This window comes from Nostoc sp. NMS7 (assembly GCF_017115085.1).
In the GTDB taxonomy this organism is placed as follows: Bacteria; Cyanobacteriota; Cyanobacteriia; order Cyanobacteriales; family Nostocaceae; genus Nostoc.
The window spans coordinates 17247-34275 of the sequence record NZ_JABXKJ010000114.1 but is presented as its reverse complement, the minus strand read 5'-3'; the positions used below and the strand labels follow the sequence as shown (position 1 = coordinate 34275).

Genomic DNA, 17029 nt, shown 5'->3' with positions numbered 1-17029 from the left:
GGATTGTCAGTTTGTAAGTGAGGAAAAAGGAGGGAAGGGAAGTTAATTTTTACCTATAACGATTTTTATTCTGTAGCTTTAGAAAATGGACATTCCCATTGTTTCATCTTACTATGTGGTTATCATCGCGATCCTAGATTCAATCAGATAATTGATATTCTTTTAAAGAATACGTGAAATAATTTGATTATTTTGCCCCAATACAACAAAAACTCCACTAACTTTGAGGAAGTGGAGTAATTAATGTTAGACTATTAGTAATAAATCATCCCTAGTATTGCTATTTGCACCGCCCAAGCTAAATTAGTCTACATCTTTCTTAAGTTCGTCTTTAATGTTTTCTACAGTGTGAGTAACTTGGGCTTCAGCTTGCTTTGCTTGTCCTTCAGCTTTATATTGGGGATTACCGGTTATTTCACCCACAACCTCTTGAATTTTTCCTTCAATATTTTTTGCCGTAGCTTCTACTCTTTTTTCAGCACTCATGGTTTTTATTTCCAGCTTCTAGTTGATTCATCTATTACAAAAACTAACAATAGTATATTATTATTTGCTTCTATCAACCGATAGAATAATTTTATAAGTTATATTAACCTAAGATAGATGCCGGATGCGATAAGAACCACTATGAAAATTACAAATGATGATAGCGATCGCACTGGTATTTACTAGAGATATAAGTGAAAATCACATAGGCAATGTAGTTTAAACTTTAACTTTGGCTTTTGACCAGAAACCGTTTTCATCTTCATCATATTGCTGATGAACGGTTTCCCAAGCAGCTTGTTCAGCCGTAAATTCGTCACTTCTCTCATTGAAAACAGTGTTATAACGCTCAATAAAGGTACTCTGAGCTTCATCAGAAAGATGAGCGCGAACCTCAGGAGACAAGTCCTCTGGACTGTTGCACTGTCCCGAACCAGAACGAGCCAGAGTTTTCTCAATTGTGTGCATTTCTTCGCCACCAGCAGCTTCCAGCAGCAATTCAAATTCGCCAGCGCAATCGCTCGGAACTTCTGCCATTAAGAAAAACTCGCCGGCTTGTAAGCGGGTTTGGTAGATAGCCGCTTTATCTTCTGGCATCCCCAAAGTAGTTAGAACCGATACTAGACCGGCACCTGCACTACCTGCGATCGCTCCACTAGCAGCCCCCAACAGCACTGCACCAATCGGTCCTGCTGCCACAATTGAGCCGACAAAGGGAATAACTAGTAAGCCTACACCCGTGAGCAAGCTGAGAAAGGAACCAAACAAAGAACCAAAAACTGCCCCTGTTCTCAAACCTCCCAGAATCACGTCTTTTTTACTAATAAAGCCAGCAATTCTAGTTTCCGACTGGAAGTTTCTGCCCATGACCGAAATATGATCTTTAGGCACACCCCTGTCTAGTAAACCTCGAATCACCTGATCAATTTGCTTTTGTTCTTTAAATACAGCAGATATAGTACGTTCTGCTTTATAAACTTCTGGCACTTAAATACCCCTTATATTATTAAGACTTACGCAAAGCTACACGCACTTAGGGGCAATTCATGTAGCTTTAGCTGACCGCAGGGTATTGCCCCTACCTAAAAATCATTCTTTTGGGCTATTGTTTGCGTAAGTCCTGATTATCTTGTTTTTAGAATTAATATGGCGAATAGGTAGATGCAGCCAGATTAATCCTTACACACCAGTTCAAGGAGGAATCAATCCTCCCTCAACTGGTTTCACAGTCTAGCCATCCTCAACTCAGACCTTATTAGCTACACACCTACAGGAGTCTTAGACTCTGCTGCTGGCTTTCTACCATCTGGGTCTAGTGCTTCTCCTTCAATAAATGAACGCAGCATCCAAGCTATCTCTTCATGCTGTTCCAGGAGTCCAGTTAAAAAGTCAGCAGTTCCCTGATCGTGGAACTTTTCACCAGACTGATCCACATGGTCTCTTAAGTTACGAATAACCTGTTCGTGGTCATTCACTAAATTAGCTACCATACCTGTTGCTGTGGGTACATTGCCAGCATGTTCCTTCAGGGTAGCAAGCTTGAGAAATCCCTCCAATGTGCCAATTGGATAACCACCCAAAGCACGAATCCGCTCTGCCAAAGCATCAATATTTAGAGTCAGCTTTTGGTAGTGTTCTTCCCAAAGCTGGTGCAAAGAGCGGAACTGAGGACCAACGACATCCCAGTGGTACTTTTTGGTTTTCACCAATAGTAAATAGGCATCTGCCAAATCTTGATTCAACAGATTAATTACACCTTCACGCTGTTCTTCTGTCAAACCAATGTTTATCGCACGCATTGTTTTCCATCCCTAAGCAAACTTATTCACTATCTTCTCAAATTTACGGCATAATCCACATCAACCAAAGGGAATATTGTAAGTTTAAATTAATTGCCACATTGATAATTATGCCTATGTCTTAATAGGTAGTATTAAGCGAATAATTTAGTAATTAGCGAACTTTACTGATTATGTTCAGCTAATAGAATAAAAATGTTAATTAAATATAATAGTTAATCAGGATATCTGTAATTAAAACTATCTAAACCCAGTTTAACCAAAGATGCTCTGAGATAACATACTTTTATGCTTAATTGCAGTTGCCAACTTCACCTTCCTAATTAGTAATGGGTCACTGCTTTTACACAATACCCATTACTACCGAAAAATTACCAAGGAATTAACTCTGTTAGTTACCTGTAACTTTGCCCAAAAAATTCTTTACATTCTCTTCCACTGAGGTTGAACCCTGTGAATTTTCAGGACGCTTCTGCTTGTCAATATCAGCAGCTCCCTGAACCTCATTGAGTCCTTCATTAGACTCCTTTTGAACCTTTCTCAATCCATATGGTGGTTCTTTAGCAGCTTCGTCAGTTTTGCGCTGAATGTCAAGGAGTTGTGTAGTACCTTCGGTCGTGTCACTTTGGTAGCTATCGATTGCAAAAGCAGGAAAAGTATTAGATAACAATATTAAGGCACAAGTGAAAGCCACAACTAGAAAACGTACTGGACGGAAGATAGATAAAACAGCAGCAATAATCTTCATTTGTAATCCTCGATAACAGCTTTAACAACACAGAACTTGTACTTAAAGAGCGAGAGCTTATAGCTAATTTAGCAAATTTGAGCAATAATAAAACTAACAAGCTCCCCTTCAGTCTTGAAGTTCTTTAAAAACGAACCTTACGAAGAAATTCTCTGAGGATTTCTGCATCGAATTAGTAAGGGATAATAAGCAAATACCACCTTAATTCTTTAGCAAAAATATTACATTTTTTATTGACATTCTTCGTTTCCAGGTTCGCTATTTCTACTTTTACTTTGAAAATGCTAACGCCTGCATCAATCTCTAGAATGAAATTTTCTGCATCTCTAGTCACAATAAAATCAGTCTCTAGATATATCGACTTAATCTAGTTTTGGCAGGTTAACGGCTCTATTATTTATGTTCAGTTAGCTCGATTTTATCCAATCAAAGGACTTTCAGGACTATGCACCTTAAAGGATATTTGTAAAGGATCAACTTATATAAAGATCCGCCCTTAAAAAAGGGGGGAAAATATATCTTTCCTTTAAACTTGATAAGTCTGCCTTATTACCTCTTTTATTGAACTTACGCGATGGAACATTTCTATTAGTTCATGTGATCTTGTTTTTCGCTTCGCCAGCAGCACTTTTAACGGCGTTAAATAATCAACATCTGGATCATCTCCCAAGGCAACTTCGGCTGCTTGTAAAACTTTTGTCGCATTGTCAAAAATATCCTCATTGTCAAACCCTTCTTTTGCAGAAAGTTGATGTAATGCTGCATCAGGTACAGTTGCTCTACCCAGCAAGGTTTCATCTAACACCAAACCTTTCAATAAGGCCAGTAATGCTGCATAGGTGGAAAAATCATCACAACTATCACAAGCCTTAAATTCAATGCGTCCAACTTCAGCCGGAATGCGGGCGATTTTTGTTAAAGAAGGTATGCTATTAATCAGTTGTTCCTGTTTTTGAACAAAAACCAGAGCTGCTGGTCTTTTTCCGGTTCTGATAAACGTTCGTACCGATAGCCCATCCCATAAACCTCCATTATAAAAAGGGGAACTATAACTAAAAGGGACGATATAGGGACTGTAATAAGTTAATTTTCTGCCAATATCAATCATATCTTCAGTAGACATATCTGCGACTGAAATATTTAAATCTGGACCGTATGTCACCATATGAATATGAGCAGTTTGTTCGTCATGATCAGCCTGTAACTGTCTGATTTCATAATCGTTTAATGGGGGTTGAGGCTCAAAAATCGGATTGTAGGGATTAAAACTGACCAAAACTGGTGATAAATTAAAGTTAGCAGCAACTTCACGTAGCAAGTGAAAACTTTCTGATAATTCAGTACTAGCGCCTTGAATATCAGAATGTATAGTTGTTCTAATTTCAATACCTTTAACATGACAGTTTATCACTTTATCGGAATCAGCAAATCTTTCAAATCCCTCAATGTACCATCTCTTCATCTTAATACCAGCGTCCCCAACGCGCAGTTGAGGATAGTCACTAGGGTATATGGGTAGCTTTTCAATAATTTGATTGAACTCAGCAAATTTTGTGCGAGAAAAATCAGCAAACTCTCCTTCTTTGTTCAGGAAAGCTACTTCATGCTCAATGCCAAAGAAAAACATTATCTATACCTTAATTTTAATAATTGGGATTCAAGCTAATCTAAACGCTGCCAATAAATATGTAAGCAGCAACATATAAGTAAGATTTTTTAGCAGGAGTGAATTTTGGGCAATCAGCATCAATCAAATGCTGTTTTAAATCCCTGCTAATTAGTGACCTAGTTAGACAGGTCTGCTTCGGAAACTTTTAGGGTTGTTATTCACAAAGGAATTAGTGAGGATTTTTTGATGACAACGATGATAACTTTAGTATGATTCATAAATTTAAGTAGAAAAATTTTCCAGATGATTCTTAAATGGATCTTACCTCAAGAGCGACTGTTGCGATTTGAAAACTTCTCTGGTTTATGTCTCTATGGGGCGAAGCCTACGCACTTTGTTGATTTTTCTGGGCTGCCCCCACTATCTTCATAGTCACTCAGTAGGGTAGCTTAGTATTGACTGAGGAAAGCTTGAGACGTAAGTTTTATGACAAGTACCGTTCAATCCCCCTACAGCAGCGAACAAATTGCCGCTTGGTTGCGTGGACTGCTGACTATTGCTTGGGCAGATGGTAATTTTGATGCCGAAGAACAGAAATTAATTGCCAGCATCACTAAAGATGAATTAGCTTTTGGGATTAAATGGGACTCACTAGAGGTAATTACGCCAGAAGAATTAGCCGCAGTGTTGGCTAAAGGTACGCCAGCATCGGAAAATTTCTTGAGGACAGCGGTGATGGTAGCGATCGCAGATGGTACTTATTCTCCCAGCGAAGATCAGGTTTTGCAACAGTTCTGCCAAGTCTTGGAACAGCCGGAGAATTTACTCCAAGCCCTTCGCCACACCCTAGAACGCCCACAGCAAATTAACTTAACAATCCCCAGCCCTAGACTTACAAAGCGTCAAATTAATGCACTACATCCCCTGCGTGAATGGCTCGATGGGCTAGATATCCAAGACCCCAGAGTAGCCCGTTTTTTGTGTAAAATGATTCCCTCCCAGTGTCCCTTTGAGCGGGATATCACCCTATTTGGACACAAGATTGTCCACATCCCGCCGATGTGTAAAATTAACCCGTTATATGAGCAACTGGTAGGTTTACGTTTCCGCGCCCTCTGCTATCTGGCAGATAACTGCGGTGAAGATGTTTCGGCATATATTTAGTTAAAGTGATATAATGAGAAGTTATAATTTTTAACTCCTAATTCCTAACTCCTCACTTTTCACTATTATTAAGTATGCAATTTATCGACCAAGCAGAAATTGAAGTTGAAGCTGGTAAAGGCGGCGATGGTATTGTCGCCTTCCGGCGGGAGAAGTACGTGCCAACTGGTGGACCCTCTGGTGGTAATGGGGGACGAGGCGGTTCGGTAATTTTCGTTGCCGATGAAAATCTGCAAACCTTGTTGGACTTCAGATACAACCATCGCTTTCAGGCAGAAAAAGGTACTCGTGGCGGGCCAAGTAACTGCACTGGAGCCGGAGGAAAGGATTTGATCATCGAAGTTCCCTGCGGTACGACCATTTATGATGCTGGAACTAGCGAATTGTTGGGTGATTTAATTGAGCCAAAGCAGACTTTGCGGATTGCCCAAGGTGGTAAAGGCGGACTGGGAAATCAGCATTTCTTGAGTAACCGTAACCGCGCCCCAGAATACGCCCTCCCAGGATTACCAGGAGAAATAAAGCAGCTGCGTCTGGAGTTAAAACTTTTGGCAGAAGTGGGGATTATTGGCTTACCAAATGCTGGTAAATCCACTCTAATTTCATCTTTATCAGCTGCACGTCCAAAAATTGCCGACTACCCCTTCACTACCCTGATCCCAAATTTGGGTGTAGTGCGGAAACCTACTGGCGATGGTACTGTTTTCGCCGACATTCCCGGACTAATTGAGGGAGCAGCCCACGGAGCAGGGCTGGGACATGATTTCTTGCGCCATATCGAGCGCACGCGAGTCTTACTTCACCTAATTGATGCCACTAGTGATGATGTGGTTAGGGATTATAACATAATTAAGCAAGAATTACAAGCTTATGGACAGGGTTTAGCAGAACGTCCGCAAATTTTGGCGCTGAATAAAATTGATGCTGTTGATCGAGAAACTGTGGATTTGGAGGCGTTAGCTACCCAACTTAATCATCTCTCCTACGCCCCGGTTTTTGTGATTTCAGCCGTTACCCGCACCGGCTTAGAGCCGATGTTACAAGAAATTTGGGGAATTCTCGATCAAATGAAGGTTCCTGAAGAAGTGGAGGTATTTAGCTGAGGAAATAATCACGAATTATGTTGAAGTCTGCTGAATCAGGGGAATGTTAATTACAAACTCAGCGCCTTGTCCTGGCTGCGAAATACATTCTAAGGAACCGCCATGTCTTTCTGCAATGATCTGGTAGCTGATGGCAAGCCCCATACCCGTACCTTTGCCGATGGGCTTGGTGGTAAAGAAGGGATTGAATAGTTGTTTTTTAGTATCTTCTGGTATTCCTAATCCGTTATCGGCAATCCTAATTATTACCTGATTTGGCTTTTGTAGTTGAGTGCAAATGCGAATTGTCGAAATTGGGCATTGATAATTGGGCATGGGGCATTGGGCACTTGTACTGAGCGTTGTCGAAGTATTGGGCATTGGGCATTGCTTATTCCCCTTGTCTCCCTCATCTCCCTCATCCCCCCAGTCTTTTTCTTCTCTACGAGATGCTGCGCGAACAATTTTGAATTTTGTTAGCGCAGCGTTAGCGAGTCCGTGAGCGTCATTTTGAATTTTGAATTGATTTCTCCCCACTCCCTCTTCTAAAGCATCGATCGCATTTGACAAAATATTCATGAATACTTGGTTTAGCTGCCCAGCGTAACATTGAACCAGTGGTAGTTTACCGTATTCTTTGATTATTTCAATGGTTGGGCGCTGGTCATTACCCTTGAGGCGGCTTTGCAAAATCATCAGAGTACTGTCGATTCCCTCATGGATATCAACAGCTTTCATTCCGGCTTCATCTAAACGTGAAAAAGTTCGCAAGGAAAGCACAATCTCCCGAATGCGGTCTGCTCCAACGTTCATTGAGTTTAGTATTTGTGGCAAATCTGATTTCAAAAAGTCCAGTTCGATTAGTTCTGCAAAATCCTCAATTTCTGGCACAGGTTTAGGATAATGACTTTGGTAGAGTTGCAAAAGTGCAAGTAAATCTTGGGTGTATTCCTTGGCAGGACTGAGGTTGCCATAGATAAAATTGACTGGGTTATTGATTTCGTGTGCCACTCCTGCGACTAGTTGACCTAAGCTAGACATCTTTTCACTTTGAATTAAATGAGTTTGGGTGCGTTGAAGTTCGCGGAGTGTTTCCTTAAGGTCTTGAGCTTGTTGTCGTAGTTGCGCTTCCGACTTTAGCAGGGCTTCCTTGGCTTGTTTACGTTCTGTAATGTCCCTAACAACAGCTACCTGACAAAAAGGCTCTCCTGTTTCAGGATGTTTAACTATAAATAGGTTGCAATCAGTAGGAATTTCTATACCCGTTTGAAAATGTCTATAGCGAAACTCACCTTGCCAAAAACCATGTTGAGACATCAAAGGAATAATTTGCTCTCTCAACTCTGCAAAAGCTTCTGGTGAATGAAAATCAATCATTGACTTGGTTTTGGCTACTTCTAGGCTATTAAGTCCCACCATCTTGAGTCCGGCAGGGTTCACATAGATAACTTCCGTTTCCATTGAAGCAATGGCAATAAAGTCACTGCTGTTTTCAATCAAAGCTACAAATTTTTGCTGTTCCTCTTCAGCTCGTTTGCGTTCTGTGATGTCTGACCCCATTGAGGCAACGCCAATCACCTGTCCATCAGGAGCCACTAACGGGTTGTTATACCACTCACAGACTATCGTCCTGCCATCTTTAGTGAGGTTCTCGTTTATACTCAAATTTCCTCCTTGTTGCGTTAACAAGGCGGTGACAATCTCATCTACGTGTTTTCTGGCCTTCTCAGGAATTATAATTTCAAAAGGATTCTCCAGCATTTCCTCTTTGGTGTATCCAAAGATTCTTTCTGCTGCGCGATTCCATGTCTGAACCTGAAAATTAGTATTCCATTCAATAATGGCTAAAGGTGTTTGTTCAACCAGTAACGTCAATCTTTGCTGTGAAGCCCTGAGTTCTGCCTCTGCTTGCTTGTATTCGGTAATGTCACGAAAATACCAAATCCTACCGTAATAGTCTCCTGAAGGTGATGTCTCACTACAAGCTCCTTGCTGTTTACGCACGGGTGCAGAATAGCGGTCAAAAATCTTTCCAGATTTTAGGAAAATTTCATCACGGCTGCTTTCCTCTGGATACTGATAAAGATACTCCACCTTAGTTAGAAATTCATCTGGATTTGCTAGTTTGTCTAGTACCCATCCCAGGAGTTGGCGACCGTCGCGTGTTTGGAACAGTGCCGCAGGAATTTGCCATAACTGGGAGAATTTCTGATTAAATGATAGAATTGTGCGATTTTCATCAATAATTAGAATTCCGTCGATGGCAGCTTCTTGTTGAGCTTGCAGTAAAGCATTAGTACGCTGTAGGTCTGACTCGGCTTGCCGATCTGATTCTTCCAGGCTTTCCCGAAGTGCCTCGCTCTTTTGCACGAGTTCAGTCAGATCAGTAACTCTGCCAGTCACATCCAGAACTTTCCCGGCTTCATTCTGTAAAATAATGTCTCGAATACTACCTACCAGAAAATTATTACCAGTCTCATCCTCAAAACAAGACTTTTTTGTAGAGATCAGATGGATTATACCTTCAGCATCGGTAAAAAGATCCTGGTTTTCATTGGTAATATTTGCGGTGAAAATCAGTTCATCTTTTTGCCGAAACACATCAGCTTCTGCTTGAGGAAAAAAATCATCGTCTGACTTGCCAATTAATTCTTCTCGGCTATGACCGACGAAATCACAGTAGGTATCGTTAACTAATACCCAGCGATGTTGACGGTCTTTGACAAAAATTGGGTCAGATATGCTATTAATCATCTGATGCAGAAACGCCAGGGAGAAGTTTTGCTGCTCCGTGTTTTGTTTTGGCGCGGGGTTATCTAAGAATCTAGGATGCTTCATACCCAAATTTATCTCTAAAATTCAGCTAAACAGTTTTTGTTTAACTCCGTGTGTGTCAGCATGAGTAGTATTTATTATTCCCAGACTAGATGAGGATGCAACAACCAAATCAAAGAAAATCGGCGGGAATCCCATCCCTTCCAGGGGTATCCGGGATAGTCGTCCGTCGATTTAGTTATTTGCCCTTTGTCATTGTACTAAGGTTCTGGATAACCCATATTTAATTTCACTAGATGTCAACCGTGGCGCGGCTTTTTTTATTAGCATGATTGATACAAATACTTAAAAGCCTTGCTTGGTGGTAAAAAAACGGAGTTAAACTAGAACCACAGGGTAACAATCATCGGAATATTATGATGAGCGATCGCGACTATACATTAATCATTGACAAAAGCGGTAGTATGTCCACACCCGACCAAGTGGGTGGTAAAAGTAGATGGGAGATAGCCCAAGAGTCTACACTCGCTTTGGCAAGAAAGGCCGAACAATTTGACCCAGATGGGATTACAGTTTACGTATTTGCCGGTAGATTTAAACGCTACGATGATGTCACCTCAGCCAAAGTCACTCAGATATTTCTCGAAAATGACCCTTCTGGAACGACAAACTTAGCAGGTGTACTCCAGGATGCACTCAATAACTACTTTCAACGCAAAGCAGCCGGTAAAGCGAAGCCAAACGGTGAGACAATTTTAGTGATCACCGATGGGGAACCAGACGATCGCAAAGCTGTGTTTGAAGTGATCATTCATGCTACTCGCCAGATGGAACGTGATGAAGAATTAGCAATTTCGATCATTCAAGTAGGTTCAGATGCCCAAGCAACTAAGTTCCTCAAAGCTTTGGATGACCAGTTGCAAAGTGTCGGCGCTAAATTTGATATTTGCGATACCGTCACTTTAGACGACTTAGAAGATATGAGTCTTGCAGATGTATTGAGCAACGCCATAACTGACTAATGTAGTGAGTGCCCACAGTCTAATAACTCTTAACTGGAGAATTGAATAATGCTAGAAAATCGTGACTATACCTTGATTATCGATAAAAGCGGCAGCATGGCCACCCAAGATCAAAAGGGTGGTCGAAGTAGATGGGTTGCAGCCCAGGAATCTACTTTAGCTTTAGCTAGTAAGTGTGAGCAATTTGACCCAGATGGCATCACTATCTATATATTCGCTGGTAAATTCAAGCGATACGAAAATGTGACGTCTAGCAAGGTAGCGCAAATTTTTCGAGAAAATGATCCCTCTGGTACAACTGACTTAGCAGGTGTATTGAAACACGCAACTGATGATTATTTACAACGCAAAGCAGACCGTCAAACAAAGCCAAATGGTGAAATAATTTTAGTGATTACTGATGGTGAACCGGACGATCGCAAAGCAGTAATGAAAGTGATTATTGAAGCTTCTCGCCGCATCGACAGAGATGAAGAATTAGCTATTTCGTTCATTCAAGTCGGCACAGATCAGCAAGCTACCCGCTTTCTGAAAGTCTTAGACGATGAACTTCAGAGTGCTGGTGCTAAGTTTGATATCTGTGACACAATTACTATGGAAGATATGGAAGATTTGAGTCTATCGGAAGTGTTGCTCAATGCCATTAATGACTAGCTATACCATTTATTAGGAATTGCAAAAATGGATTCCATTGATAAACTATTAGCTGAACTGCAAACTGAATATAAACAAGTACAACCAGAACAGCAATCCAAATCAGCCACAGCTAAATCCTTTATTCCACCATCGCCAAAGTCGTCATCTTTCATAGATAACCTGTTGGCAGAAGTTCAGGCTGATTTTGCAAAAGAAGATACTGCTATTGAGTTAAAAAGACAGCAAGAACTAGAACAGGAAGGAATTCGACAAGAACAACTCAAAGCCAAACAACTAAAGGCTTTGAAAGTGCAGGCAAAACAATGGTTAGCTAAACTAGATTCACTTTCGTCCGAAGGACTTTGGTTTGAAAGGTTTGCTGAAAGTTACTCCTCAAAATTAGAGGCTGCGATTGAATATTTAAGAAGCAATGATTAAAATAATTCGTAATACTTCTCTACGAGAGGCTGCGCCAACGGCTGCGCTCAGTACAAGTTCGTAATTCGTAATGACGCTCTCTACGAGACGCTAAAAGCGAACCATGACTCGCTAACGCTTCTCTATGAGACGCTACGCGAACGCTAACGTAATTCGGAGAAATCTGCTAGCTAAAATTTTAAGTTAGCAATTATTATTTATTGCTTCTAGCAATCCTAAATGAGTTACGAACAAAAAGATCCCCGACTTCTTAAAGAAGTCAGGGATCTTAACCTCTCGGTGTTTGCAATCAAATATAGGACAATAAGTAGAGCGGCGTGAATAATTCAAGGTTTGTAGTAAGGACTTTAGTCCTAATTTCAGGGCTGTTGGCGTTGGCGGAGCCTCTCGTAGAGAAGCGTTCCCGCAGGTAACCCAACATTTTCGGTGGTTTGTTGGGTTTCACTTCCCTACGGGACGCTGTTCGCGTTCGTTTAACCCAACCTACGATTCTACGGCGAAATGTTGAACAGCCCATTCATGCATAGCATAGAGAATTGGTTGCAAAGTTTCTCCTAAAGGCGTTAGAGAATATTCTACCTTGGGTGGAATCTGCGGATAAACTTCTCGATGAATAATCCCGTCTTGCTCCATTTCTCTGAGTTGCTGAGTCAGCATCTTTTGCGTAACTCCAGGTAAAGCCCGTTGCAACTCACCAAACCGTTTGACACCAGTCATTAATTCTCTAATAATCAAAACTTTCCAGCGTCCGCCAATCACCTTTATAGTAGTTTCTACTTCACAAGTCAGCCTGAGATGGTTTTCTGCTTCAGCTTTCATAGTTAATTTTTAGGAAGTATACCTGACTCAGATTTGCTGGGTAGTACTGCTAGTTATCTGATTATTGCTTGTTTTAGTCTTTTATAGCTAATGTTTGCTGATTTTTATGACAGCAGTTTTCATGTATTTGAACCACATCTGTCCTAGGGGCACAGAAAAAGCTCATTGGTGTCAACTTAAGAAGATTTTGCCCAAATTTGTTGGGTGTAAGCGTCAATCTCAAGGGTGGCGCTTACGCCTGGTTTTGACTAATCCAAACAGCTTTTGATGTTCCACAAGATAAGGGACTTCCAACTAAAAAAATATTCCATCGCATTAAGGCAGGGGAGCAGGGAGCTTTCTAGCATGGGGGAGGAATAGTCGTGTTGATTCCAGAAATTGGGATAATTTATTTTTTGGAAGTCCCTAAGGAACAGCGTCACTGGCATCACCATTTGTGTCGTCTACCCAGATATAGGCTAAACCTAAAAGCCGTTTCGTGAGCAGAAAAGCATCTTCAACGCGCTAACGACGACGATATATAGCCCTTCTCGTTTGTATGCAATACACTTTGACCTCTCTCCTAAAAGATCGCACCAAATTTTATCATTGGCTTTGCTGTTTGTTGTATACCAAGTTGTGACTGGTCGATGGCTAAAGGCTTCCACCATCATCATGATTTTTCCAGCCAGTGTTTTTTCTTGTTCTTTGAGTGCTTTTAATTTCCTTCTTAGCGCTTCCAGCGTTGAACTGTCGGCGATCCAAAGCTCAATATTCTATCTCGGAATTTCTTCTTGTCTTCGTTTTTATACAACTTTAACGGTTTAAAGTTGCGCAAAGATAGTAATGAAAATATTTCTTGCTCGATTTCCCCAATTGGTGGCACTGGTATATGCTTTTGCTGCCGCAAATCTGGGTTTCCTGTTCGCGCTGGACGTTTTCTACCCATGATGTATAACTAAGAACATCAATTCAGATGTTCTTAGATTACATCTTATGCTTCCTTTTTGCTTAAGTTGACACCAATGAGCATTGCTGTGCCCCTACGAGAAATCTATATGTATCAGGGTTTGTGTGAAATGGTATTAGTTCAGGAAATTTGGAGTGCCAGCACCACCATTCCTACCAACGGCAGGAATTTCCAGTAGGCTATCTGTAGCGTTGCCAGTGCCATCATTGGTAACAGAGGTAGAGTTACCCGGATGTCCATTAGGAACAAACAGTTGCGGGTGGTCAAAGGGCGCTTTCTCATGAAGAACTCGCTCATCGGTGAGTCCTTTTAAAAAGGCGACCAATTGCTGTTTTTCCACTGGTGACAAATTCAATATTGGAAGACCTCCAAAGTCACCACCACGACTGTAAAAATCAACCACTTGCTCTAGGGTCGCCTGACTTCCATTGTGAAAGTAGGGGGCAGTGAGTTCCACATTGCGAAGCCCAGGTGCTTTGAAAGCTCCGTCTGCAACTACGCTCTCATTTAAATTCAACGGTGGAGTCAGGATAGGGGGGTTTTCCCCCAGGAGATTTTTAAATGTCCCTAGTTGAGCCAACCGTGCCTCTGAGAGTGGATTACCTTGGCCATTAGCAGATAAACCGTCATTACCACCCAAACCGGGATCGTCCGTGGCAGGTCTGACGCCAATCTTGAAGAAGCCAGTGTCTTCAGGGGATTTTGCACCGAACGGCGAACGTCCGATTCGTCCGGTTTTAGCTACGTTGCTCACCGAAGCACCTGTTAATTCCAACCCACTATGGCAACCGATGCACCCCTTCCCCTCGAATAGTTTCTTCCCTTGTTGCTGCTGCACGGTGAGGGCGTTGGTGTTTCCTTCCAAGAAGCGATCGTAGGGCGTATCATTGGCAATGAGTGTAGCCTCGTACAACTGAATCGCTAGCCCGAAGAAGAGCGAGAAGTTATACTCCAACAGCCTGTACTCTTGGGTTTTGGAAGAGTAATCAGGGTGCTTGACAAAAGTCCGTCTACCTTCAGCATCAACTTGGATCAGTAGCTTAGAGTCCCACCACTCCGGCTTAAAGGCATCTTGAATCAGCTGATTGTAGCTGCTATAGTTCAGTCCTGGTTGAGGCCATTTACTGTCTGCACCTAAAACGCTGTCTTGTGGATGCACAACCTGTTTACCTAGCGGTGCGAGGCGAGATAACTTTTGCGCCAAGTCTCTGGGGAGGCTTGTACCGTTAATTGACAGAAGACCTTGCAGCAGATCGCTCAGAGATATTCTGCCAATTTGCCCGAACTTATCACCAATTTTTTGAAAAGTGCGACCATCAGAGGACAACTCGCTGGAACTGAGTGGCGGTCCGACCGCCTGAGAAGCCAAAGACGAATTATTCAGACTAATTTTGACAAATTCGAGCTGCTTGGGGTTTGGTGCTTTGACAACCAAGGCGTTAGGATCTCTTAAACCGAAGGGATTCACCCCATTAAAGATGTTTTGCGCCCTTCCGTTCCAGAAGTTGCGGAAGTTAAATGCTGCATTAATTACGGTTGGCGTATTGCGCGGCTGGACGCGGCGCACATTCGTACCTTTGACATTAAACACCGGATCAGGTTCGTTTGTTACTTGGTCTTGCGGACTACCAGGTGTGACATTAACAAACTTCGTATTGAAGGCTCCTTGAGATGAGCTAACATCGTTACGGTCAGATACAACAGTCGTAGGATCATTGGGGTTCGACAGCTTGTGAAAGGGAAAATCTCCCGGTTTTAGCTGGTAGTTTGGTGCGCCACCTACATCAAAAGTTGTATCTGGATTCGGTGTACCATCGGCGTTGACCCGCAAAAGCCCAGGATTAATCTGATTTTTGGATCTATTGTCGGCTCCAGCATGGAAGTGACAACTAGCACAGGAAGTCTGTCCGTCGCTCCCAACCTGCATATCCCAAAAAAGAGTCTTTCCTAACTTGATTGCAGCTACTTTATCTTTTACGAAGTCTCCAAGATTGTTAGGCTCTGGAACTGATACGCTCTTGAGCGAAACTGGAGGCGAGGCCGTAACCTGCGCTGATACAGTATTTCCAGCTATTACTGCAACCATAATAATGGCAGCAATTGTTATAGTCTTTGAAAATCTTGATCTCAGGTAGTTAAGCTGGCCAGTTCTGAATCTCGACCCTTGGTGCTTTATTTTTGTCACTAAAGATTTGAGCAAAAATCGACCTTTTGAGGTCAGTAGCAAGTAAGTTGATAAGCCAGTAATAAACACTACTAAGCTTATTATGGGTATGATCCCCATAGTTTTTTGTGATAAAATAACATTGCAAAAGATTATACATTTATGAACAAGTTTTAAATTTATTATTCATGTAAAGTAATTACGCAATTTACGAATTTTATGTAAACAAAAAACACCATAGACTACAAACAAATTCAGCAAGGTAGGTAAGCTATTTTACATTTAGCTAGCATTAATGAGGGTGTTAAGATGCTGAATACACAAGAGTTTTATAAAATTTAGATATATCTTAGGTGATGATCAGCCCTACTTTGAGTAGGATATTTGAATGTCACTACATCAAAGTTCTGGCCAGTGGCGCTTAGGGCTAGCCTTATCGCTATTGACGGTCTTATTATGGGGAATTTTACCTATTGCTTTGACGGTAACTCTTGAAGCACTTGATGTCTATACCGTCATTTGGTTTCGCTTTTTGGTATCTTTTTTACTGCTTGCTATGTATTTAGGAATACGTGGTAAATTACCAAAGTTAGAACAATTGCGTTCTGCTTCTTGGAAGTTGTTAGCGATCGCTACACTCTTATTAGGGATTAATTACTTTCTGTTCATGCAAGGTTTAGCACTAACATCGCCTGCTAATGCTGAAGTTCTGATTCAATTATCTACCCTTTTATTAGGTTTGGGAGGGTTAGTGATTTTTAAAGAACGTTACCGGCTGGATCAATGGATTGGTGTAAGTGTAATGACTTGCGGTTATCTTTTATTTTTTCGTGAACAACTAACAAATTTAATTACAGCGCATAGCATATATATACTAGGTAGTCTTCTGATTGTGCTAGCAGCAGCAGCATGGGCTATTTATGCCTTGGCACAAAAGCAGTTATTACAATCTTTATCTTCCCCTAGCATCATGTTGATTATTTATGGGGGCTGTGCTTTATTATTCACTCCTCTCGCCAGAGTAAAATCACTTTTTATACTTGATTCTTTACATTTAGGAATGTTGATTTTTTGCGCTTTGAATACTTTAATAGCTTACGGTGCTTTTGCGGAATCATTAGAACATTGGGAAGCATCACGAGTGAGTGCAGTATTAGCTTTGGCTCCCATTGTAACATTAATATTACTTGCAGTTTTATCTATTATTGCACCTTCTTTGACATCACCAGAACACTTGAGTTTCACAGCAATATTAGGAGCGGGTTTAGTAGTCACAGGTTCAGTAGCGATCGCCTTGAGAAAAGCTAATTAATCGAAATGATTTTCAGGATTTTTACG

14 protein-coding genes and 1 pseudogene are annotated in these 17029 nt (G+C 41.4%); 6 read left to right on the top strand and 9 right to left on the bottom strand.

From position 1 onward, the window contains the following. Window positions 1-303: 303 nt before the first annotated feature. The 5 genes from HWQ38_RS12005 to HWQ38_RS11985 form a co-directional block, all read right to left on the bottom strand. Window positions 304-486: a CsbD family protein gene (locus HWQ38_RS12005; RefSeq protein ID WP_292793579.1), complete on the bottom strand. Its 183-nt coding sequence runs from the start codon at window positions 484-486 to the stop codon at window positions 304-306. Between the two features lie 219 nt (window positions 487-705). Continuing rightward, on the bottom strand, window positions 706-1473 hold the full coding sequence (locus HWQ38_RS12000; RefSeq protein ID WP_292793577.1) for a ChaB family protein: 768 nt from the start codon (window positions 1471-1473) through the stop codon (window positions 706-708). A 272-nt stretch (window positions 1474-1745) separates the two neighbouring features. Beyond that, the gene (locus HWQ38_RS11995) at window positions 1746-2285 is read right to left on the bottom strand and encodes a Dps family protein (protein ID WP_292793575.1); all 540 of its coding nucleotides are present in this window, start codon (window positions 2283-2285) and stop codon (window positions 1746-1748) included. 391 nt (window positions 2286-2676) lie between these two features. After that, complete coding sequence (locus tag HWQ38_RS11990; RefSeq protein WP_292793573.1) at window positions 2677-3033, bottom strand: hypothetical protein; 357 nt, start codon at window positions 3031-3033, stop codon at window positions 2677-2679. Window positions 3034-3559: 526 nt separating this feature from the next. After that, window positions 3560-4660: a glutamate--cysteine ligase gene (locus HWQ38_RS11985; protein ID WP_292793571.1), complete on the bottom strand. Its 1101-nt coding sequence runs from the start codon at window positions 4658-4660 to the stop codon at window positions 3560-3562. A gap of 468 nt (window positions 4661-5128) precedes the next feature. Between HWQ38_RS11985 and HWQ38_RS11980 the strand changes: the two genes are divergently transcribed. Beyond that, entirely contained in the window at window positions 5129-5806 is a 678-nt protein-coding gene (locus HWQ38_RS11980; protein ID WP_292793569.1) for a Mo-dependent nitrogenase C-terminal domain-containing protein, read from the top strand. 74 nt (window positions 5807-5880) lie between these two features. Next, a complete protein-coding gene (gene obgE, locus HWQ38_RS11975; protein WP_292793567.1) occupies window positions 5881-6909 on the top strand; it encodes a GTPase ObgE in 1029 nt (342 codons plus the stop codon). Window positions 6910-6924: 15 nt separating this feature from the next. Here obgE and HWQ38_RS11970 read toward each other — a convergent pair whose 3' ends face one another. Beyond that, complete coding sequence (locus HWQ38_RS11970) at window positions 6925-9726, bottom strand: PAS domain S-box protein (RefSeq protein WP_292793565.1); 2802 nt, start codon at window positions 9724-9726, stop codon at window positions 6925-6927. A gap of 353 nt (window positions 9727-10079) precedes the next feature. On the opposite strand from HWQ38_RS11970, the gene HWQ38_RS11965 reads away from it, so the two are divergent. The 3 genes from HWQ38_RS11965 to HWQ38_RS11955 are packed head-to-tail and all read left to right on the top strand — an operon-like array spanning window position 10080 to window position 11759. Then, window positions 10080-10685 carry a VWA domain-containing protein gene (locus HWQ38_RS11965; RefSeq protein WP_292793563.1) on the top strand — a complete coding sequence of 202 codons (606 nt, stop codon included), beginning with the start codon at window positions 10080-10082 and terminating at the stop codon, window positions 10683-10685. Between the two features lie 48 nt (window positions 10686-10733). Beyond that, window positions 10734-11339, top strand: coding sequence for a VWA domain-containing protein (locus HWQ38_RS11960; RefSeq protein WP_292793561.1), 606 nt, complete (start codon window positions 10734-10736; stop codon window positions 11337-11339). Between the two features lie 27 nt (window positions 11340-11366). Beyond that, window positions 11367-11759: a hypothetical protein gene (locus tag HWQ38_RS11955; RefSeq protein WP_292793559.1), complete on the top strand. Its 393-nt coding sequence runs from the start codon at window positions 11367-11369 to the stop codon at window positions 11757-11759. 483 nt (window positions 11760-12242) lie between these two features. Here HWQ38_RS11955 and HWQ38_RS11950 read toward each other — a convergent pair whose 3' ends face one another. The 3 genes and pseudogenes from HWQ38_RS11950 to HWQ38_RS11940 all read right to left on the bottom strand — a co-directional run bounded on the left by HWQ38_RS11950 (window position 12243) and on the right by HWQ38_RS11940 (window position 15613). Further along, window positions 12243-12578: a helix-turn-helix domain-containing protein gene (locus HWQ38_RS11950; RefSeq protein ID WP_292793557.1), complete on the bottom strand. Its 336-nt coding sequence runs from the start codon at window positions 12576-12578 to the stop codon at window positions 12243-12245. A gap of 429 nt (window positions 12579-13007) precedes the next feature. Continuing rightward, window positions 13008-13506, bottom strand: a pseudogene (locus tag HWQ38_RS11945) (hypothetical protein); the annotation flags it as partial. A gap of 136 nt (window positions 13507-13642) precedes the next feature. After that, window positions 13643-15613: a cytochrome c peroxidase gene (locus tag HWQ38_RS11940; protein WP_292793555.1), complete on the bottom strand. Its 1971-nt coding sequence runs from the start codon at window positions 15611-15613 to the stop codon at window positions 13643-13645. 466 nt (window positions 15614-16079) lie between these two features. Here HWQ38_RS11940 and HWQ38_RS11935 point away from each other — a divergent pair, with 466 nt between their 5' ends. Further along, window positions 16080-17003, top strand: a complete 924-nt coding sequence (locus tag HWQ38_RS11935; protein WP_292793554.1) for a DMT family transporter — start codon at window positions 16080-16082, stop codon at window positions 17001-17003. Window positions 17004-17029 lie beyond the last annotated feature (26 nt).

What these genes read in the sequence shown, in the direction of transcription:
- HWQ38_RS11955 (WP_292793559.1), top strand. Translation starts at nt 11,367, where the DNA reads ATGGATTCCATTGATAAACTATTAGCTGAACTGCAAACTGAATATAAA.
- HWQ38_RS11935 (WP_292793554.1), top strand. Translation starts at nt 16,080, where the DNA reads ATGTCACTACATCAAAGTTCTGGCCAGTGGCGCTTAGGGCTAGCCTTA.
- HWQ38_RS11970 (WP_292793565.1), bottom strand. Translation starts at nt 9,726, where the DNA reads ATGAAGCATCCTAGATTCTTAGATAACCCCGCGCCAAAACAAAACACG.
- HWQ38_RS11990 (WP_292793573.1), bottom strand. Translation starts at nt 3,033, where the DNA reads ATGAAGATTATTGCTGCTGTTTTATCTATCTTCCGTCCAGTACGTTTT.
- HWQ38_RS11940 (WP_292793555.1), bottom strand. Translation starts at nt 15,613, where the DNA reads ATGGTTGCAGTAATAGCTGGAAATACTGTATCAGCGCAGGTTACGGCC.
- HWQ38_RS12005 (WP_292793579.1), bottom strand. Translation starts at nt 486, where the DNA reads ATGAGTGCTGAAAAAAGAGTAGAAGCTACGGCAAAAAATATTGAAGGA.
- HWQ38_RS11995 (WP_292793575.1), bottom strand. Translation starts at nt 2,285, where the DNA reads ATGCGTGCGATAAACATTGGTTTGACAGAAGAACAGCGTGAAGGTGTA.
- HWQ38_RS11980 (WP_292793569.1), top strand. Translation starts at nt 5,129, where the DNA reads ATGACAAGTACCGTTCAATCCCCCTACAGCAGCGAACAAATTGCCGCT.
- HWQ38_RS11965 (WP_292793563.1), top strand. Translation starts at nt 10,080, where the DNA reads ATGATGAGCGATCGCGACTATACATTAATCATTGACAAAAGCGGTAGT.
- HWQ38_RS11985 (WP_292793571.1), bottom strand. Translation starts at nt 4,660, where the DNA reads ATGTTTTTCTTTGGCATTGAGCATGAAGTAGCTTTCCTGAACAAAGAA.
- obgE (WP_292793567.1), top strand. Translation starts at nt 5,881, where the DNA reads ATGCAATTTATCGACCAAGCAGAAATTGAAGTTGAAGCTGGTAAAGGC.
- HWQ38_RS11960 (WP_292793561.1), top strand. Translation starts at nt 10,734, where the DNA reads ATGCTAGAAAATCGTGACTATACCTTGATTATCGATAAAAGCGGCAGC.
- HWQ38_RS11950 (WP_292793557.1), bottom strand. Translation starts at nt 12,578, where the DNA reads ATGAAAGCTGAAGCAGAAAACCATCTCAGGCTGACTTGTGAAGTAGAA.